This is a genomic window from Streptomyces zingiberis (genome assembly GCF_012034935.1).
Lineage (GTDB): Bacteria > Actinomycetota > Actinomycetes > Streptomycetales > Streptomycetaceae > Streptomyces > Streptomyces zingiberis.
Genome location: NZ_JAATEN010000012.1, coordinates 84,092 through 102,451 on the forward strand (window position 1 = coordinate 84,092; position 18,360 = coordinate 102,451).

Consider the following 18,360-nt stretch of genomic DNA (forward strand, 5'->3'; position numbering starts at 1 on the left):
CCCGACCCCCGGCCCCGACCCCGCCCCCTGACCGCCGCCCCGGGCCCCGGCCCTCCGTCCCGCCCCTCCCCCGCGCCACCGCGACCCGTGCCCTCCAGCCCTCCGGTCTTCCCGGACCGCCGGCCGCCGTCCTCCCGAGGAGTAAGCCATGCCCGCAGACCGCACCGTCCTGATCACCGGCGCCGCCGGGGGCGTGGGCACCCTGATGCGCGAGCTGCTGCCGCGTCACGGGTGGACGCTCCGGCTGCTGGACATGGTGCCGATGGACGACGTCCCCGAGGGCACCGTCACCGTCACGGCCGATCTGGCCGACCCCGCGTCCGGCCCCGCCCTCCGCGAGGCGCTGCGCGGCGTGGACGCCGTGATCCATCTCGCCGGGATCTCGCTGGAGTCCACGTTCGAGAAGATCCTGGACGCCAACATCCGCGGCACGTACCACCTCTACGAGGCGGCGCGCGAGGAGGGCGTGCGCCGGATCGTCTTCGCCTCCAGCAACCACGCCGTCGGGTTCGTCCCGCGCCCGGGCGACGGCGGCCCGCTGATCCCCGTGGACACCCCGCACCGCCCGGACACCTTCTACGGGCTCTCCAAGTGCTTCGGCGAGGACCTGGCCGCCCTCTACCGGGACCGGCACGGCATCGAGACCGTCTCCATCCGCATCGGCTCCTGCTTCCCCGAGCCCACCAGCGTGCGCATGCTGTCGGTCTGGCTGAGCCCGCCGGACTGCGCCCGGCTGCTGGACGCGGCGCTGACCGCCCCGGACGTCGGCCACACCGTCGTGTACGGCAGCTCCGCCAACACCCGGCTGTGGTGGGACCTCTCCTCGGCCCGGGCCCTGGGCTACGAGCCGCGGGACGACTCCGAGCCGTACGCCGCGAAGCTCGTCGCCGAACAGGGGGAGCTGGAACCGGGCAACCCCGACCACGCCCACCTGGGCGGCCACTTCTGCACCCACCCGCCGATGTGGCCGCACTGACACCGGGCGGGACGGGCGGGGCTCAGGGGCGCCGGGCCTCCGCCGGGCCGCGGTGGGGGTGGTGGCGCGGTGCGCAGAGGGCGGTCAGGTACTCGTAGACGGGCTGGACACGGCCCGGCAGCGGCTCCCCGGCGGCGCGCCAGTGGATGGCGGCGATCTCCTCGCCGGGGGTGAAGGGCCGGGGCGCCGCCGTCCGGCCCACGTAGACCGCGCCGTAGACCCGGTGGCGGTGCGGGCCCAGCAGATAGCGGCCGAGGCCGGCGAACCGCAGCTCGTCCGCGACCTGGCCGGATTCCTCGGCGAGTTCACGGACGGCCGCCGCGCGGGGGCTCTCGCCCGGTTCGATGCCGCCGCCGGGCAGCTCCCAGGTGGCGCTTTCCCGTTCGAGGACCATCAGCAGCCGGTCGCCGTGGAAGAGGATCACGGCGGCCATGCCGATCTCGGCGTCGCCGGGGCGCGCGTCCTCGGGGAGGCGGTGGAAGGACTGGAGCGTGAAGTTCCGGCCGTCACCGCACAGCGGCTCGGCGGGGGAAGGCGGCATGGCACGACTCCACGGTGGCGACGGGACCCCGGCCCGGCCGGAGCATACCGGGGGGACCCCGGCCGGGGCGTGGGGGACGCCCCGGCGGGGGCGGCCGGCGGGCGCGGGACGGGGGGTTCCCGCGCCACGCCGGCCTCGGCCCGGCGCACCGGGCCGCCTCAGGGCGGTCTCAGGGGACGACCACGATCTTCCGTCCCACACCGGCGGCGAACCGCTCCAGCGCCTGGGGGTAGTCGTCCAGCGGCATGCGGTCGCTGATGAAGACCTCGGGGTCGATGACGCCCGCCGCGAAGAGCTCCGCCGCACGCTCGTAGCTGTGCAGCACGGCCATCGAGCCGGTGATGGTGATCTCCTGGTTGTAGATCTTGTACGGCTCGATCACGGCGGTGGTGGCGTAGTCGGAGACCCCGAACTGCAGGAACGTGCCGGCCTTGGCGACGCGCCCCAGCCCGTCCTGGATCGCGGCGGCGTTGCCGGTGGCGTCGATGACGACGTCCCAGCCGCGCGCCCGGTCGAACTCCGCGGCGGACCCCGCGGCGCCCGAACAGCCCAGGGTCTTGGCGGTGGCGAGCCGTTCGGGGCTGATGTCGACCACGTCGACGCGCGCGGCGCCGGTCCGCTTGGCCAGTTCCAGCATCATCAGCCCCATCGTGCCCGATCCGTAGATCAGCACGTGGGCGCCCATCCGCGCGGAGAGCACGTCGTAGCCGCGCACCGCGCAGGACAGCGGCTCGATGAGCGCGGCGTCCTGCGGGTTGACGTGCTCGGGCAGCTTCACGCAGTTGGCGACGGGGGCGACGGCGTACTCGGCGGCGCCGCCGGCCACGGTGACCCCGATGGCCGCCCAGCGGTCGCACAGGTTGTTGCGGCCGTTGCGGCAGTAGGTGCAGGCGTGGCAGTACAGGGACGGGTCCACGGCGACCTTGTCGCCCACCGCCAGCTCGGTGACCCCGCTGCCGAGGCCGACGACCTCACCGGCGAACTCGTGCCCCGGCACGATCGGCAGGGAGGGCGCGAACTCGCCCTGGAGGATGTGGAGGTCGGTGCCGCACAGTCCGCAGGCGGCGACCTGGACCACCACCTCGCCGGGGCCCGGGGTGGGGTCGGGGACGGTGGTCAGCACGGCCTTGCCGGGCGACTCGATGACGGCGGCCCTCATTTGACGGCTCCCAGAGAGAGGCCCTGGACGAGTTTGTCCTGGGCGGCGAACCCCGCGGCGAGCACCGGCAGGGAGATGACGACGGACGCGGCGCAGACCTTGGCCAGGAAGAGCCCCTGGCTGGCGATGAAGCTGGTCAGGAAGACCGGTGCGGTCTGCGCGGTCACCCCGGTGAGGACCCGGGCGAACAGCATCTCGTTCCAGCTGAAGATGAAGCAGATCAGCGCGGTGGCGGCGATGCCCGGGCCGACGACGGGGGCGATGACCCGGGAGAGGATCGTGGGCAGCCGCGCCCCGTCCAGCTGCGCCGCCTCGATGAGCGCGACGGGCACCTCGGAGAGGAAGGAGTGCATCATCCACACCGCGATCGGCAGGTTCATCGAGGTGTAGAGGATGACGAGCAGCCAGATGTTGTCGAGCAGACCGGCGTTGCTGGCGAACAGGTACACCGGCAGCAGCCCGGCCACGATGGGCAGCATCTTGGTGGACAGGAAGAAGAAGAGCACGTCCCGCCACTTGCGCACCGGCCGGATGGACAGCGCGTACGCGGCCGGGAAGGCCAGCAGCAGCACCGCGGCGGTGGAGACGAGGGACGCCGTCATCGAGTTGGCCAGGGACGGCCAGGGCCCGGCGGCGGCGCCGGCGTCGCTGCTGGAGAAGAACTCGCGGTAGCCGTCCAGGGTGAGCGGGGCGGCGATCGAGGGCGGGTTGGTGGCGGCGTCGGCCTCCGAGTGCAGGGAGGTGAGCACCATCCAGGCGACGGGCAGGAAGAACAGGATCCCGGCCAGCCAGGCCAGCATCCCGAGCGCGGCGCTGCGGCGCCGGGCGCGGCGGGCCGCCGGGGGTTCGGTGGACCGCGGGGCGGGTCGGCCGGGGGACTCGGCCGGAGCGGCCGGGGCGGCCGGGGCGGTGGAGGTCATCCCCGGGACACCTCCTCGCTGAAGAGGGACGAGACCACCCGCAGGGCGAAGGTGGCGACGATGATCGAACCGATGACGACGAGCACGCTCGCGGCGGAGGCGAGGCCGTACTCGTGGGCCTTGTAGAAGGTGTGGTAGATCGTGTACGGCAGGTTGGCGGTGTCCAGGGACCCCGCGGTGAGGGTGAACACGGCGTCGAAGTTCTGGACGACGTAGATCGAGCCGAGCAGGGCGCCCAGCTCCAGGTAGCGCCGCAGGTGGGGCAGGGTCAGATAGCGGAAGATCTGCCAGGAGCCGGCCCCGTCGAGCCGGGCGGCCTCGGTGGTCTCCAGCGGCCGGCTCTGCAGCCCGGCCAGCAGGATGAGCATCATGAACGGCGTCCACTGCCAGATGAGCGAGGCCTCGATGGCGATCAGCGGCATCTCCGACAGCCACTCGGGCTGGACCGGGTCGTCGATGCCGAACAGCCCGCCCGCCCAGGCCAGGGCGCCGTTGAACAACCCGTACTCGGGGTTGTAGAGGGCGTGCTTCCACAGCAGCGCGGCGGCCACCGGGACGACGAGGAACGGGGCGATGAGCATGGTGCGCACCACGCCCCGGCCGCGGAAGCTCCGGTCCAGCAGCAGCGCCAGTCCGAGCCCCAGCAGGAGGCTCCCCAGCACCACCGAGACGGTGAGCACCACGGTGGTGACCACGGAGTCGCGCAGCGCCGGGTCGGAGAGCACGGTGCCGTAGTTGGACAGCCCGGTGAACGTCCGGGTGTCCGGATTGAGCGCGAACCAGTCGAAGAGGGAGATCACCAGCGTGGCGACGAACGGCAGCTGGGTGACGAGGATCAGGAAGACCAGGGCGGGCATCAGCGGCGCGCGGGTGGCCCAGGCGCGCAGCTTCCCGGAGTCGGCGGGCCGCCCTGCCGCGGGGGTGGGGGACGGCGTGGAGGTGGGCGGCGGGGCCGCGGTGAGCTGTCCGGTCATCGGTTCTGGTACTCCTTGCCGACTTCCTCGGCCAGGGCCTGCGAGGCCTCCAGCGCCTCCCGCACCGACTGCTGTCCGGCGATGGCGGCGCTGATCTCCTGGGAGACCTTGGTGCCGAGGTCGGTGAATTCGGGTATGCCGACGAACTGGACACCGGGAGCGGGCCGCTTCTGGACGCCCGGGTCGAGCGGGTCGGCCTCGCTGAGGGCGGTGCGGGTGACCTCCGAGAAGGCCCCGGCGGACTTCAGGTACTCGGGGTTCTCGTAGGTGGAGGCGCGCTTCCCGGCGGGCACGTTGGGCCAGCCCAGCTTCTCGCCGACGAGCTCCTCGTACTCCTTGGAGGAGGCCCAGGAGATGAACTTCCAGGCGGCGTCGGGGTTGTCGGACGCCTTCTGCACGCCCCAGGCCCAGGTGTAGAGCCAGCCGGAGCTGTCCGTCTTCTCCACCGGGGCGGGCACGTAGCCGATCTTGCCGCGCGACGGGGAGTCCTTGGCCTCCAGCGCGCCGGCGCCGGCGGTGGCGTCGTACCACATGGCCGTCTTGCCCTGGGTCATGTTGTTGAGGCACTCGGCGTAGCCGGACTGGGCGGCGCCGGCCTGGCCGTGCTTGCGGATCAGGTTCACGTAGAACTCGGTGGCCCGGCGGAACTCGGGGGCGGTGAGCCGGGCGTTCCAGTCCTCGTCGAACCAGGTGCCGCCGAAGGTGTTGACGATCGTGGTCAGCGGGGCCATCGACTCGCCCCAGCCGGGCAGCCCGCGCAGGCAGATACCCTTCATGCCCTTCTCGGCGGTGTCCACCTCCGCGGCGAGGGAGGCGACCTCCTTCCAGGTGGGCTTCTCCGGCATCTCCAGCCCGTGCTTCTCGAAGACGTCCTTCCGGTACATCAGGAAGGAGGACTCGCCGTAGAACGGCTGCCCGTAGAGCTTGCCGTCCTCACCGGTGAGCGAGAGCGTCATCGGCTCCAGGATGTCGTCCCGGTCGTACGCCTCGTCCTGCTCCACATAGGAGTCCAGCGACTGAAGCCAGCCGTTGCGGGCGTAGATGGGCGTCTCGAAGTTGCTGATGGTGGCGATGTCGTACTGGCCGGACTGGCTGGCGAAGTCCTGGCTGATCTTGTCCCGGGCGTCGTTCTCCGGCAACACGGTGAAGTGCACCTTGATGCCCGTCTCCGCGGTGAAGTGACGGGCGGTGAGCTTCTGGAGCTCGGCCATCGGGGGGTTGTTCACCATGAGGACGGTGATCGAGTTCTCCGAGGAGCCGGCGCCGCCGGCCCCGGCGCAGGACGCCAGGAGGTTCACGGCCAGAGCCGCGGCGATCAGGGCGCCTGTCCGGCGCCGGATCGTTCTGGGTCGCATGTCGTCGAGCTCCCTGAGATGTGGGTCGTGGGCGGGCCGGGAGGGGAGGACCGGCGGGCGCGGGCGTGGGGTGCCGTGGCGCCCGCCGTGTGGCAGGACGGCTGTGGCAGGACGGCTGCCGGTCCCGGTGGAGTGGGGACGGGGCCGGGTTCCGGGTGGTCAGACCCGGATGACCTGCGGCCCCAGGAGTGAGTAGCGATGGGCCTCGGTGGGTGGCAGCGCGGTGCCGGTGACGATCGCCTCGAAGTCGGGTATCTCCGCGAAGCGGCAGAAGCTGGCCGCGCCGAACTTGGTGTGCACACCGACGAAGACACGGCGCCGCGCCACCCGCACGGCGGTCGCCTTCACCTCCGCGACCGCGGGATCGGGCGTGGTCAGCCCGTGGACGCGGGAGATGCCGTTGGCCCCGACGAACGCCAGATCGATGACGAAGCCGGAGAGCATGTGGTTGGCCCAGTGGTCGACGGTGGCCAGCGTGCCGCCGCGCACCCGGCCGCCGAGCAGGATCACGGAGCAGTTGTCCCGTCCGGCCAGCGCCCCGGCGGTGGCCAGGGAGGTGGTGACGACGGTCAGCCGGCGGCCCACCGGCAGGGCCTCGGTGACGAGCTGCGGGGTGAAGCCCTCGTCCACGAAGAGCGTCTCGGCCTCGCCGAGCAGCTCGGCCGCCGCGGCGGCGATCCGCCGCTTCTCGGGGACGTGCAGGGTCGCGCGGAAGGCGAGGGTGGTCTCGAACCCGGCGCTCTCGACCGGGTAGGCACCGCCGTGGGTGCGCCGCACCAGCCCGTGGTCCTCCAGTGTCCGCAGATCGCGGCGGACGGTCTCCTTGGAGACGTCCAGCTTCTCGGCGAGTTCGGCGACATCGACCGCGCCGGCGTTCCGCGCGATGGTCACGATCTCCCGCTGCCGCTCCTCGGCGGTCACCGGTTCACCTCCTCGCTCACCCGGCCCGGGGTCCGGCCAGGGGGTTCCCCGGGCCGCCGTGCCCGTCTGTGCCCGTTCGGGCCGTGTGAAGAGTTCTACAGTGATCACAGCGGGCCGGACAGGTGCGTACCAGGGGAGATCGTGACCGTTTCCGCCCGCACCGGAGATGTGCAGAAACGATTTCACCGGGCAGTTACCCATCAAGGCCACCGGTGATTCCGCCCGAATGACCGCCCGTCGTGCCCGTTTCGGCACCGCGCCGCCCGGTACGGTTGCCCGAGGCGGGCAGGAACGGGCCCGGAAGGCTCCCCCCGCGCCGTCCGCCCCGCGCATCCGGCCCGGCAAGCGGGCGCCTGCCACGGAAACCGGGCGCCCGGTACGGAAATCAGGCGCCCGCCACGGCCCCGAGCGGGCGTCCGGCACCGGGACAGGTAATGGAACCGTAAAGCGAGGTCGTTCGTTCCCCCGGACATGACCGCGATGACTCCCGGCTCCAACCTGCCCCTGTCCGTTCCCCGGGTGACGGTGGACGTCACCGCCCCGGCGCGGCTCGACGTCTCGGGCCTGCTCCTCACCCCGGACGGCAAGGTGCGCTCCGACGCCGACTTCGTCTTCTACAACCAGCCCACCGGTCCGGGAGTGACCCACCGCGCGGGCGGCGGCTCCGCCCCGGACACCATCACCGTCGACACCGCCGCCGTGCCTCCGGACATCGAGAAGGTGGTGGTGACGGCCAGCCTCGACGCCCCCGGCGCCACCTTCGCCGGCGCCGAGCCCACGGCCACCCTCCGCGACGCCGGCAGCGGCGCCGTGATCGCCACCTTCACCCCGCCGCGCCTGGGCGCGGAGACGGCCCTGGTGGTCGCCGAGGTCTACCGCCGGGGCGGGGCCTGGAAGTTCCGGGCGGTGGGCCAGGGCTACGCCGAGGGACTGGCGGGTATCGCCACCGACTTCGGGGTGAGCGTGGAGGAGCCCGCCGCCTCCGCTCCCCCGCCGCCCCCGGCCGCCGCGCCGGCCGTGACCGCGCCGCCGCCGGCCGCCGCCCCGCAGGCGCCCGCCACCGCGCAGCCGGCCGCTCCGGCCCCGGGCGCGGGCGCGGGCAAGGTCAACCTGGACAAGGGCCGGGTCAGCCTGCGGAAGAACGAGACGGTCTCGCTGGTCAAGGGCGGCCGCCCGCTGCTGGCCACCGTCCGCATGGGCCTGGGCTGGGAGCCCGCCTACCGCGGCAAGGACATCGACCTGGACGCCTCCGTCATCGCCTACGGCCCGGACCGCAAGAAGATCGACGCCTGCTACTTCGGGAAGCTGGCCATCCTCGGCGGCGTCATCCAGCACTCCGGGGACAACCTCACCGGCGAGGGCGCCGGGGACGACGAGGTCATCACCGTCCACCTCGGCGACCTGCCGCCGCAGGTGACGGGGCTGGTGTTCACCGTGAACTCCTTCTCCGGCCAGAAGTTCACCGAGGTCGCCAAGGCGTACTGCCGGCTGCTCGACGCCGGCGGCCAGGAGCTGGTGCGGTTCGACCTCACCGGCGCCGAGTCCCGCACCGGCGTGATGATGTGCAAGTTCATCCGGCAGTTCTCCGGCGAGTGGGAGATGACGGCGCTCGGCGAGTACGTCGACTCCCGCACCGTCCGGGGCATGGTCAAGCCGGGCGCGCGGGCTCTGTAGCCGCCCGGCGACGGCGGCCGGGGCCCGGTGGGGCGGGCCCCGGCCGCATTCCGCGGATCCTCCGCGCCGCCGCCGGGACCCGCCGGGCTCAGCGGGGCTGCCGCCGCCAGGGTCCCGTGACGGCCAGCATGATCCCGGGCTCCTGGATGTTGGCGTACAGGGTGCGCCCGTCCGGCGCGAACACCACACCGGTGAACTCGCTGTACTCCGGCTCCTCCGCGGTGCCCAGGTTCACCTGGTTCCGGGCGATCGGATAGGTCCGGCCGCCGTCCGTCACCCCGAAGAGGTGCTGCACGCCCTCCCCGTCCTCGGCGATGACCAGCCCGCCGTAGGGGGAGACGGTGATGTTGTCCGGCCCGTCGAAGACACCCTCCGCCGTGGGATCGGGATTGACGCCGAAGAGCACCTTGAGGGTGAGGGTGCGCCGCCCCGGGTCGTAGAACCAGACCTGGCCGTCATGGGCCCGGGGGCTCTCGCCGCGGGCGTAGGAGGAGACCAGGTACGCCCCGCCGTCCGCCCACCACATGCCCTCCAGCTTCCGGCCGCGCGTGATGTCGCCGTCGTCGAACTGCTGCCGCACGGGCACGGTACGGGCGTCCCGGTCGGGCACGTCCACCCAGTCCACCCCGTACACCGTGCCCGCCTTCACCGCCCGGGACAGGTCGTCGACGAACCGGCCGCCGGAGTCGTAGCAGCGGGGCGCCTGGAGCACCCCGGCGTCGTCGGCGAGGGTGCGCAGCCGGCCGCGGCCGTGGGTGAAGCCCTTCGGCGGGACCCAGCGGTAGAAGAGGCCGTTGGGCTCGTCGGCGTCCTCGGTCAGATACAGGTGGCCGCGCCGGACGTCGACGACGACCGCCTCGTGCTCGTAGCGGCCCAGCGCCTTGATCGGCTTCGGGTCGCGGTTGGCACGCCGGTCGAGGGGGTCGACCTCGAAGACGTAGCCGTGGTCCTTGGTCATGCCCCGCTCACCGGCCCGGTCGGCGTTCTCCTCGCAGGTCAGCCAGGTGCCCCACGGGGTGCGCCCGCCCGCGCAGTTGTCGGAGGTGCCGGCGATGCCCACCCACTCGGCGGTCTCCCCGCCGGGCCGGACCTCCAGGACGGTGCATCCGCCCGGCGCGGCCGGGTCGTAGACCAGCCCCTCGGCGAGCGGCACCGGATGCTCCACCTCGTCCCGGGGGCCGTCGATCTCGTGGTTGACGACCAGCAGCGTCGAGCCGCCGGGGCCGGCGAAGGCCGCGGTGCCGTCCTGGTGGGAGGGGGTGGGCTCGCCCGACTCCAGCGCGGTGACCCCGGCCCGGGCCAGGACGGTGTACGAGAACCCCTCCGGCAGGGCCAGGATCCCCGCCGGGTCCTCCCGCAGCGGTCCGTAGCCCGGCGCGCCCCGGCGCTCCGCTCCGGTCTCCTCCGCCCCGGCGGCCCCGGCGGGCTCCGGGGCGCCGCCGGTCCCGAGCGCGTCGGGCGCCCCGGCCAGCACCGCGGCGCTGCCGACGAGCACGACACCGGCGCCGGCGGCGGCGGAACCGCGGGCGAAGTCTCTGCGGGTGAGCGGCATTGTCATCTCCTGCGCGACCGGAATTCCCCTGAGCCTGCGGATCCCACCGTGCCGGGCCCCGCCGAACGGCGGTTGAACGCGGGCCGAAGACCGTTCGTCCATCGGGGGATGCGGCCGCGCGGGGACGGCCCCGGGGCGGGCGCCCACGCCCCGCCTCGTCGGCGTTCTCCCCGCACCCGGGCCGGGGCCGGGGCCGGGGCCGGGCGGGTGAACGGCTGGGACCGGGGCCGGCCCCACCGCGCGCGGAATCCCGTCCGGCGGGCGAGCGCCCGCCCCACCCGTACCCCGGGCGCCAGGCCGACGGTGGTGAAGGGCGGGTCACCGCCTCCACCACGCACCCCACAGCCGGCGGACCGGCGCCGGTCCCGCCCCTGCCGTGGCGTGCGCGCGGGGGAGCCACCGGACGCCGTGCGCCGTGCGCCGTGCGGCGAGCGGCGAGCGGCGAGCGGCGAGCGGCGAGCGGCGAGCGAGCAGACCGGTAGGCAGGTCGGCAAGCAGACAGGCGGACGAGCCGACAGACGGACGGGACACCTCCCCCGGCCGCGCCGTCGCGGTGACCCGGCCGGCCCCGGCGCCCCAGGACTCCGCCCCGGGCTTCCGACGGGCAGCGCGACCGGGCGCCCTAACCGTGGCCGCGGGTGCGCGCCTTGTACGCCGCCCGGCGGGCCGCCTTCGCCACGGCGCGGTCCGGGTGGAGCCGGCTCATGGCCTCCAGCACCTCCCCGGTGGCGGGGTGGTCCACCTGCCAGGCGGCGTCGAGGAACCCGCTGTGCCGCCCGACCAGCCCTTCGACCAGCGCTTCCAGCGCGGCGGTGCCGGCGGGGTCACCGGGGCGGGCGTCACCGGCGCCGAGCTGCGCGGCGAGGGTGTCCACCGTCAGCCAGAAGACCAGGTCCTCCGAGGGCGCCGGGACCCCCGCCGCCCCTCGTTCCGCCAGCCACACCCGGGCGAGCCCGCCGAGGTGCCGGTCCTCCAGGACTTCCCGCAGCGCCGGTTCCGCCTCCGGGCCGACCAGCGCCAGCGCCTGCTGGCAGCCCAGCCGGCGCGCGGGCGCGGCCCGGTCGTCACCGCGGGCGGCGGCGAGCAGCTCCCCGGCGGCGGCCCGCGGCTCGCGCCGGTCCAGCCACAGCCGGACCTCTTCACGGGCCAGGACCTCCGGGAGGCGCCCGGCCGCGTCCAGCAGCTCCGGCGCGCCCCGCTCGGCGAGATCACCCACGAGCGGGGCGTCCACCCCGGCCGCCAGCAGCCGGGCCCGCAGCCCGTGGGCGCCGAGCGGGGTCAGCCGGACCACGCCGTAACGGTGCACGTCACCGGGGCCGGGGGGCCCTCCGGGTGCACCGGGAGCAGTCTCCTCGCCGGAGCCGCCGGATGCCGCCGTCTCGCCGCGGTCCCCCGCCGGGCCGCCGTTCCCGTCGAACTCCGCGATGAGCTCCGGGTCGACCGGCCGGTACTCGACGGCCCCCAGGGGGTCCAGTTCCCGGAACCGGACGTCCAGGCGCACCACCGCCGCCAACACCTCCTCCAGCACGGCGTCGGTCGGATGGGTCATCCCGGCGGGGACGACGGCCGTGGCGGCGAGCGCGGGCAGCGGGACGGAGGGCCACGGCGGACCGGCGGCTCCGCCCTCCAGGGCGGTGAGCAGGTAGAGCCCGGAGAGCACCTGGTCGAGGACGGTGTCCGCGCCGTGGAGCCGCGCGCGAGCGGTGCCGGTCACCGGCGCGCCCGCGGCCCGGTCCGCCATCGCGTCCGCTCCCCCGGCCGCCGCTCCCCCGGCCGCGGCTCCGTCCGGGCGTCCGGCTGGGCTTCCGTCCGGGGAGGCGGCCCCGTGCCCGCGGCTCTCCCCCGGCCCCGTCCCGTTCCCGCCGAGGACGGTCTCCAGGGCGCCGCGCCAGAGACCGAGGATCTCCCCCGGTCCGGCGACGGTGATCCGCCGGACCACCTCGCCCGCCGTCGCGGCCCGGGCCGCCCCACCGGCCGCCGGGCGCTCCCCCGCCGGTCCGGTGGCGGCGCTCCCGTTCCCGGCGGGGCCCGGTTCCCCGCCCGCCCCGGCCAGCCCGGTGGCCACCGCGATCCGCCAGGCGAGCGCGTCACCGCCGGCCGCTCCGCCGGCCCCGCCGTCCGCCCCGCCCGGAACCACCGTCACCGGCGCGTCGCGTGTGCCGGGCGTTCCGGCCGCCGGGGCCGGGCGGACCCCCCGCGCCAGCCGTACGGCGTCCGCGAACAGCGGCGCGGCCAGGGCCTGCCGGGCCAGTTCGGCCTCGGAGGGGAGCCGGAGCGGCGGCATCTCGGAACGGTCTCCGGGCATGGGCAGGCGTCTCCTCGGTACGGCGATGGGCGAGTGCGGCGGCGATGCGTCGGGCGGTCCGGGCAGGCGCCGTCAAGCGTAGACGGGTTCGCCCCCTTCCCGGCCGGTTCACCGGCCCGCCCCGGCCCGTACACCGGCGGTCCCTTGACAAGCGGCACGCGCACGCCGGAGATTGACGCGCGTAGAAGTCCACCGGGGCGCCCGGCTCCCCCCGCACCACCAGGGACGCGCCACAGCGCTCCACCCGGTCGGCACACGCCGCCCGCCACCGCACCCACCGCGCCCTCTCCTCACCCCCTCGCCCTGTCCGGTCAGTTCACCCCGTCCGCCCCGTCCGCCCGTCCGCCCTGCCCGCCCCGTCCACCGCGTGCGCCCCGTGAACCCTCCACACCCCCCACGGCGCCGACCCGCGCCCCGCCGCCGTCCCAGCGGCCCACGGGACCGCGAGCCCATCAACAGTCCGTCCCCAGCACCTCCGGAGATCCGATGGCCCCCAACTCCCCTTCCACCGCGCTTTCCACCACCCCGTCCCCCTCCACGCACCGCCCGGCGTCCCGGCGTGTCTCCCGCCCGCTCCGCCGGACCGCCACCCTGGGCGCCGCGGCGGCCACGGCGCTCGCCGCCGGGCTGCTCGCCGCGCCGCAGCCGGCCGCGGCGGCACAGCCCCGCATCCACGACATCCAGGGGAGCACCCGGCTCTCCCCCTTCGACGGCGAGCGGGTCACCGAGGTCCCCGGCGTCGTGACCGCCGTCCGCGCCTTCGGCTCCTCGCGCGGGTTCTGGCTGCAGGACCCCACCGGGGACGGCGACCCGCGCACCAGCGAGGGCATCTTCGTCTTCACCGGCTCGCGGACCCCCGCGGTCACGGTGGGCGACGCGCTGCGCCTCACCGGCACGGTCGGCGAGTACTACCCGGGCGGGACGGCGGCGGGGCTCCAGTCCGTCACCCAGATCTCCGGCGCCTCCTGGACGGTGGAGTCCTCCGGCAACCCGCTGCCGGCCGCCTTCCGGCTCGACGCGGCCTCCCTGCCGAACCGTTACGCCCCCGAGCCCCCCGGCGGCGGTTCCATCGAGGAACTGCCGCTGCGCCCGCACTCCTACGCGCTGGACCGGCTGGAGTCGCTGGAAGGCATGCGCGTCCAGGTCTCCGACGCACGGGTGGTCGGACCGTCCACCTCCTACAACGAGCTGTGGGTGACCGCCGATCCGCGGGAGAACCCGACGCCGCGCGGCGGCACCCTCTACGCCTCCTACCGCGACCAGAACGGCGCCCGGATCAAGGTCGCCTCGCTCATCCCCTTCGCCGAGCGGCCGTTCCCGCAGGCCGATGTGGGCGACCGGCTCACCGGCACCACCGCCGGCCCGCTCGACTACGACCAGTTCGGCGGTTACGAGGTGCAGGCCACCGAGCTGGGCACGCTGGACGAGCGCGGCCCCGGCCGGGAGCGGACCCGGGCGCAGCGCGCGGACGAACTGGCCGTGGCCACCTTCAACGTGGAGAACCTCTCCCCGGCGGACGGCGACGCGAAGTTCGCCCGCCTCGCGGAGATCCTGGTGGACCACCTCGCCTCTCCCGACATCGTCGCCCTGGAGGAGGTCCAGGACGACACCGGCCCGGTGAACGACGGCGTGGTGAGCGCCGGGGAGACCCTGCGGAAGCTGACCGGCGCCGTGGCGGCGGCCGGCGGCCCGTCCTACGCCTGGCGCCAGATCGACCCGGCCGACGGCCGGGACGGCGGCCAGCCCGGCGGCAACATCCGGGTCGCCTTCCTCTACAACCCCGAGCGGGTCTCCTTCCCGGACGCGCCGGGCGGGGACGCGGTCACCGCGGCCGTCCCCGTGCGGGACGCGGCGGGCCGCGCCGGGCTCTCCGTCAACCCGGGCCGGGTCAGCCCGCTCGACCCGGCGTGGGAGAACAGCCGCAAGCCCCTCGCGGCGGAGTTCCGCTTCCGGGGGAAGCCGGTCTTCGTGGTCGCCAACCACTTCGCCAGCAAGGGCGGCGACCAGGCCCTCGACGGCCGGTTCCAGCCGCCGGCCCGGTCCTCGGAGGTTCAGCGGCTCGCCCAGGCGAAGACCCTGGGCACGTGGGTGAAGTCCCTGCTGGAACTGGACCGCAAGGCGAAGGTGGTGGTCGCGGGCGACCTCAACGACTTCGGCTTCTCCCCCGCCCTGGCGGCGCTCACCGACCACGGCCGGACCCTCACCGACCTGGTGGAACTCCTGCCGCGCGGGGAGCGCTACGGCTATGTCCACAACGGCAACTCGCAGGTGCTGGACCACATCCTCACCAGCCGGGGCGTCGGCCCCGCCGACTACGACATCGTCCATGTCAACGCGGAGTTCGCCGACCAGGTGAGCGACCACGACCCCCAGGTCGTGCGCTTCCGCCCCTGACCCACCGGCGCCCCCGTGCCGCGGCCCCGCGGGGCGTGCACGGGGGCGCCCCGGCCGCCGGCCGTCCTCGGCCGGCCGCGGCACAGCGCCCCCGGCGGGGGCTGCTCGTTCCGGGGCCGGTGGACGCCGCGCCGAGCGGCCCGTGCCCCCGGACGCCGGTCCGGGGGCACGGGCCGCGTGGTGTGCCGTGCCCGGCGGGCCGGCCGCCGCGTCCCGCGCGGGCGGCCGGTCCTCCGCCGCCGGTGGTCAGTCGTTGCTGTGCAGGGCCACGTTGAGGCCGCCCCAGGAACCGGTGCGCTGCAACGCCTCGACCGTGCCGGTGGTGGAGTTGCGGCGGAAGAGGAGGTTGTGGGCGCCGGAGAGTTCCAGGGCCTTGACGACCGCGCCGTCGGGGAGGGTCACGCGGGTGCCCGCGGTGACGTAGAGCCCGGCCTCCACCACGCAGTCGTCGCCGAGGGCGATGCCGATGCCCGCCTCCGCGCCGAGCAGGCAGCGCTCACCGATGGAGACGATCTGCTTGCCGCCGCCGGAGAGGGTGCCCATGATCGAGGCGCCGCCGCCGATGTCGGAGCCGTCACCGACCACCACGCCCGCGCTGATCCGCCCCTCCACCATGGAGTGGCCGAGGGTCCCGGCGTTGAAGTTGACGAAGCCCTCGTGCATCACGGTGGTGCCGGAGGCGAGGTGGGCACCGAGCCGGACCCGGTCGGCGTCGGCGATCCGGACGCCGGAGGGCAGCACGTAGTCCGTCATCCGGGGGAACTTGTCGACACTGGTCACGGCCAGGTGCAGCCCCTCGGCGCGGGCCGCGAACCGGGCCCGGTCCAGCTCACCCGCCGGGACGGGGCCGAGGCTGGTCCAGGCGACGTTGGCCAGCAGGCCGAAGATGCCGTCGAGGTTCTGGCCGTGCGGACGCACCAGCCGGTGGCTGAGCAGATGCAGCCGCAGATAGGCGTCGTGGGCGTCGGTGGGCTTGTCCTCCAGCGAGGCGACGGCGGTGCGGACGGCGATGACCTCGACGCCGCGGCGGCGGTCCGGGCCCAGCGCCTGGCTCGCCTCCGGGCCCAGCAGTTCGGCGGCGCGCTCGGGGGCGAGCCGCTCGGTGCCGGCCGGGCCGGGCTCGTCGGTGAGCTCGGGGGCGGGGAACCAGGTGTCGAGGACGGTGCCGTCGCCGGCGAGGGTGGCGAGCCCGACGGCGGCGGCGCCTGTGGTGCGGGTGGTGCGCGAGGTGGCTGCATCGGTCATGGCCAAACGCTAACCGGTCGCCCCGGGGGCCCGCGAACCGGTCCGCCACCCGGGCACCGGGCCGGCCGGGCGCCGGTGCCGCCCCTTCGCCCGGCCGGGGCCGGCGCCCGCTCCGCCGCGGGCCCTCCCCGCCCCGGCACGGCGCCCGCGGCCGGGAGACACGCCTCCGCCCCGCCCGGGCGGACCGGGCGGGGCGGGGGAACAGCACGGTGACGGCGGCTGACCGCCCGTCGCGCGGGGACGCGTCAGACGTTGAAGCCCAGCGCGCGGAGCTGGTCGCGGCCGTCGTCGGTGATCTTGTCCGGGCCCCACGGCGGCATCCAGACCCAGTTGATCCGCAGCTCGTTGACGAGCCCCTCGGTGGCCGACTTCGCCTGGTCCTCGATGACGTCGGTCAGCGGGCAGGCCGCGGAGGTCAGCGTCATGTCGATGGTGGCGATGTTCGACTCGTCGACGTGGATGCCGTAGATCAGCCCCAGGTTGACGACGTCGATGCCCAGCTCGGGGTCGACGACGTCGTAGAGGGCCTCCCGGACCTCCTCCTCGCCCGCCGGCTTGGTGGTGATGGTCTCTGTCTCGCTCATGCCGTCTCCTTCGCGGACGTGTCGCCCAGCGCCTGCGCCGTGGCGTCCTTCCAGGCCATCCAGGACAACAGGGCGCACTTCACGCGCGCCGGGTATTTCGAGACGCCGGCGAACGCGACCGCGTCCTCCAGCACCTCCTCCATGGCGTCGTCCGGCTCCAGCCGGCCCCTGGACTGCATCAGCTCCAGGAAGGCCTCCTGGATCCGGTGGGCCTCCGCCAGGTCCTTGCCGACCAGCAGCTCGTTGAGGACCGAGGCGCTGGCCTGGCTGATGGAACAGCCCTGCCCGTCGTAGCTGACGTCGCCGATCTTCCCGCCGTCCAGCCGTACCCGCAGGGTGATCTCGTCCCCACAGGTGGGGTTGGTGTGGTGCACCTCGGCGTCACCCTCGCGCAGACCACGCCCGTGCGGGTTCTTGTAGTGGTCCAGGATGACGTCCTGGTACATGGAATCCAGCTTCACAGCAGCCCCTCGCAGCCTCGTGAGTCGTCAGCCGAAGAAGTTCCGTACGTGCTCCAGGCCGTCGACCAGGGCGTCGACCTCGGCCGGGGTGGAGTACAGATAGAACGACGCTCGCGTGGTCGCGGGAATTCCGTACCGCAGGCAGACCGGCCGGGCGCAGTGGTGACCGACCCGGACGGCGATGCCCTGCTCGTCGAGGACCTGCCCCACGTCGTGCGGGTGGATGTCACCGAGGGTGAACGAGATCGCCGCGCCACGGTCCTCGGCCGTCACCGGCCCGATGATCCGCAGGTCGGGCACCTCCTTGAGCCGCCGCACGGCGTACTCGGTGAGGGTGTGCTCATAGGCGGCGATCTTGTCCATGCCGATCGAGCTGAGGTAGTCCACCGCCGCGCCGAGGCCGACGGCCTGGGCGATCGGGGGTGTGCCCGCCTCGAACTTGTGCGGCGCGGGGGCGTAGGTCGAGTGGTGCATGGACACCGTCTCGATCATCTCCCCGCCGCCCAGGAACGGCGGCAGGTCGTTCAGCAGCTCCTGCCGCCCCCAGAGCACGCCGATGCCCGTCGGGCCGCACATCTTGTGCCCGGTGAAGGCCACGAAGTCGGCCTGGAGCGCCTGCACGTCCAGCGGCATGTGCGGGGCGGCCTGCGAGGCGTCCACCACGACCAGCGCGCCGACCTCCTGGGCGCGGCGGACGATCGCCTCGACCGGGTTGACCGTGCCCATGATGTTGGAGACCAGGGTGAAGGAGACCACCTTGGTGCGGTCGGTGATGATCCGGTCGATCTCCGAGAGGTCGAGCCGGCCGTCGTCGGTGAGGCCGAACCACTTCAGCTTCGCGCCGGTGCGCTGCGCCAGCAGCTGCCACGGGACGATGTTGGAGTGGTGCTCCATCTCCGTGATGACGATCTCGGTCCCGGAGTCCACCCGGTAGGGCTCGTCGGCCCAGCCGAGCATGTTGGCGACGAGGTTGAGCGACTCGGAGGCGTTCTTGGTGAAGATCACCTCGTCGCGGCTCGGGGCGTTGACGAACGCCGCCACCTTGTCGCGGGCGCCCTCGTACAGCGCCGTGGCCTCCTCGGCGAGCACGTGCACCCCGCGGTGCACGTTGGCGTTGTGGCGCTCGTAGTAGGCGTTCAGCGCGTCGAGGACCTGGCGCGGCTTCTGGGAGGTCGCCGCGTTGTCCAGGTAGACGACCTTCTTCCCGTCGTGGACCTGGCGGTCCAGCAGGGGGAAGTCCTTACGGATCGCCTCCACGTCGTAGCTGGACGCCGTGAGGAGGCCCGGCAGCTGTGTCAC

At 74.3% G+C, this 18,360-nt stretch carries 15 protein-coding genes; 3 read left to right on the forward strand and 12 right to left on the reverse strand.

The features are described from left to right. Positions 1–148: 148 nt before the first annotated feature. Positions 149–976 carry an NAD-dependent epimerase/dehydratase family protein gene (locus HCK00_RS16700; protein WP_168102765.1) on the forward strand — a complete coding sequence of 276 codons (828 nt, stop codon included), beginning with the start codon at positions 149–151 and terminating at the stop codon, positions 974–976. A gap of 22 nt (positions 977–998) precedes the next feature. On the opposite strand, the gene HCK00_RS16705 is transcribed toward HCK00_RS16700, so the two are convergent. The 6 genes from HCK00_RS16705 to HCK00_RS16730 form a co-directional block, all read right to left on the reverse strand. Beyond that, positions 999–1,517 carry an NUDIX hydrolase gene (locus tag HCK00_RS16705; protein WP_168102766.1) on the reverse strand — a complete coding sequence of 173 codons (519 nt, stop codon included), beginning with the start codon at positions 1,515–1,517 and terminating at the stop codon, positions 999–1,001. A 169-nt stretch (positions 1,518–1,686) separates the two neighbouring features. Beyond that, positions 1,687–2,676, reverse strand: coding sequence for a zinc-dependent alcohol dehydrogenase family protein (locus HCK00_RS16710; RefSeq protein WP_168102767.1), 990 nt, complete (start codon positions 2,674–2,676; stop codon positions 1,687–1,689). Continuing rightward, complete coding sequence (locus tag HCK00_RS16715; RefSeq protein WP_168102768.1) at positions 2,673–3,596, reverse strand: carbohydrate ABC transporter permease; 924 nt, start codon at positions 3,594–3,596, stop codon at positions 2,673–2,675. Before HCK00_RS16715 ends, HCK00_RS16710 begins: the two co-directional genes overlap by 4 nt. Continuing rightward, positions 3,593–4,570, reverse strand: a complete 978-nt coding sequence (locus HCK00_RS16720; RefSeq protein ID WP_168102769.1) for a carbohydrate ABC transporter permease — start codon at positions 4,568–4,570, stop codon at positions 3,593–3,595. Before HCK00_RS16720 ends, HCK00_RS16715 begins: the two co-directional genes overlap by 4 nt. Then, a complete protein-coding gene (locus tag HCK00_RS16725) occupies positions 4,567–5,925 on the reverse strand; it encodes an ABC transporter substrate-binding protein (protein WP_168102770.1) in 1,359 nt (452 codons plus the stop codon). Before HCK00_RS16725 ends, HCK00_RS16720 begins: the two co-directional genes overlap by 4 nt. 159 nt (positions 5,926–6,084) lie before the next feature. Next, a complete protein-coding gene (locus HCK00_RS16730; RefSeq protein WP_168102771.1) occupies positions 6,085–6,846 on the reverse strand; it encodes a DeoR/GlpR family DNA-binding transcription regulator in 762 nt (253 codons plus the stop codon). Positions 6,847–7,326: 480 nt separating this feature from the next. Here HCK00_RS16730 and HCK00_RS16735 point away from each other — a divergent pair, with 480 nt between their 5' ends. Continuing rightward, the gene (locus tag HCK00_RS16735; protein WP_168102834.1) at positions 7,327–8,520 is read left to right on the forward strand and encodes a TerD family protein; all 1,194 of its coding nucleotides are present in this window, start codon (positions 7,327–7,329) and stop codon (positions 8,518–8,520) included. Between the two features lie 88 nt (positions 8,521–8,608). On the opposite strand, the gene HCK00_RS16740 is transcribed toward HCK00_RS16735, so the two are convergent. Together HCK00_RS16740 and HCK00_RS16745 are read right to left on the reverse strand one after the other, a co-directional pair. Further along, complete coding sequence (locus HCK00_RS16740; RefSeq protein WP_168102835.1) at positions 8,609–10,072, reverse strand: alkaline phosphatase PhoX; 1,464 nt, start codon at positions 10,070–10,072, stop codon at positions 8,609–8,611. 622 nt (positions 10,073–10,694) lie between these two features. Beyond that, positions 10,695–12,377 (reverse strand): hypothetical protein, encoded by a 1,683-nt coding sequence (locus HCK00_RS16745; RefSeq protein WP_168102772.1) that lies wholly within the window; start codon positions 12,375–12,377, stop codon positions 10,695–10,697. 486 nt (positions 12,378–12,863) lie between these two features. Between HCK00_RS16745 and HCK00_RS16750 the strand changes: the two genes are divergently transcribed. Further along, positions 12,864–14,771, forward strand: coding sequence for a DUF8508 domain-containing protein (locus HCK00_RS16750; RefSeq protein ID WP_240965632.1), 1,908 nt, complete (start codon positions 12,864–12,866; stop codon positions 14,769–14,771). A gap of 246 nt (positions 14,772–15,017) precedes the next feature. On the opposite strand, the gene dapD is transcribed toward HCK00_RS16750, so the two are convergent. The 4 genes from dapD to HCK00_RS16770 form a co-directional block, all read right to left on the reverse strand. Then, complete coding sequence (gene dapD, locus HCK00_RS16755) at positions 15,018–16,016, reverse strand: 2,3,4,5-tetrahydropyridine-2,6-dicarboxylate N-succinyltransferase (RefSeq protein WP_168102773.1); 999 nt, start codon at positions 16,014–16,016, stop codon at positions 15,018–15,020. Positions 16,017–16,261: 245 nt separating this feature from the next. Next, positions 16,262–16,600, reverse strand: a complete 339-nt coding sequence (locus HCK00_RS16760) for a metal-sulfur cluster assembly factor (RefSeq protein ID WP_168102774.1) — start codon at positions 16,598–16,600, stop codon at positions 16,262–16,264. Further along, positions 16,597–17,061: a Fe-S cluster assembly sulfur transfer protein SufU gene (gene sufU, locus HCK00_RS16765; RefSeq protein WP_168102775.1), complete on the reverse strand. Its 465-nt coding sequence runs from the start codon at positions 17,059–17,061 to the stop codon at positions 16,597–16,599. The genes HCK00_RS16760 and sufU overlap by 4 nt, the downstream gene beginning before the upstream one ends. A 27-nt stretch (positions 17,062–17,088) precedes the next feature. Beyond that, positions 17,089–18,360 carry a cysteine desulfurase gene (locus tag HCK00_RS16770; RefSeq protein WP_168102776.1) on the reverse strand — a complete coding sequence of 424 codons (1,272 nt, stop codon included), beginning with the start codon at positions 18,358–18,360 and terminating at the stop codon, positions 17,089–17,091.

Bases quoted from the DNA above. Each gene is read 5' to 3' on its own strand.
- HCK00_RS16725 (WP_168102770.1), bottom strand. From the start codon at position 5,925: ATGCGACCCAGAACGATCCGGCGCCGGACAGGCGCCCTGATCGCCGCG.
- HCK00_RS16740 (WP_168102835.1), bottom strand. From the start codon at position 10,072: ATGCCGCTCACCCGCAGAGACTTCGCCCGCGGTTCCGCCGCCGCCGGC.
- HCK00_RS16745 (WP_168102772.1), bottom strand. From the start codon at position 12,377: ATGCCCGGAGACCGTTCCGAGATGCCGCCGCTCCGGCTCCCCTCCGAG.
- HCK00_RS16750 (WP_240965632.1), top strand. From the start codon at position 12,864: ATGGCCCCCAACTCCCCTTCCACCGCGCTTTCCACCACCCCGTCCCCC.
- HCK00_RS16760 (WP_168102774.1), bottom strand. From the start codon at position 16,600: ATGAGCGAGACAGAGACCATCACCACCAAGCCGGCGGGCGAGGAGGAG.
- HCK00_RS16735 (WP_168102834.1), top strand. From the start codon at position 7,327: ATGACTCCCGGCTCCAACCTGCCCCTGTCCGTTCCCCGGGTGACGGTG.
- dapD (WP_168102773.1), bottom strand. From the start codon at position 16,016: ATGACCGATGCAGCCACCTCGCGCACCACCCGCACCACAGGCGCCGCC.
- HCK00_RS16720 (WP_168102769.1), bottom strand. From the start codon at position 4,570: ATGACCGGACAGCTCACCGCGGCCCCGCCGCCCACCTCCACGCCGTCC.
- HCK00_RS16715 (WP_168102768.1), bottom strand. From the start codon at position 3,596: ATGACCTCCACCGCCCCGGCCGCCCCGGCCGCTCCGGCCGAGTCCCCC.
- HCK00_RS16700 (WP_168102765.1), top strand. From the start codon at position 149: ATGCCCGCAGACCGCACCGTCCTGATCACCGGCGCCGCCGGGGGCGTG.
- HCK00_RS16710 (WP_168102767.1), bottom strand. From the start codon at position 2,676: ATGAGGGCCGCCGTCATCGAGTCGCCCGGCAAGGCCGTGCTGACCACC.
- HCK00_RS16705 (WP_168102766.1), bottom strand. From the start codon at position 1,517: ATGCCGCCTTCCCCCGCCGAGCCGCTGTGCGGTGACGGCCGGAACTTC.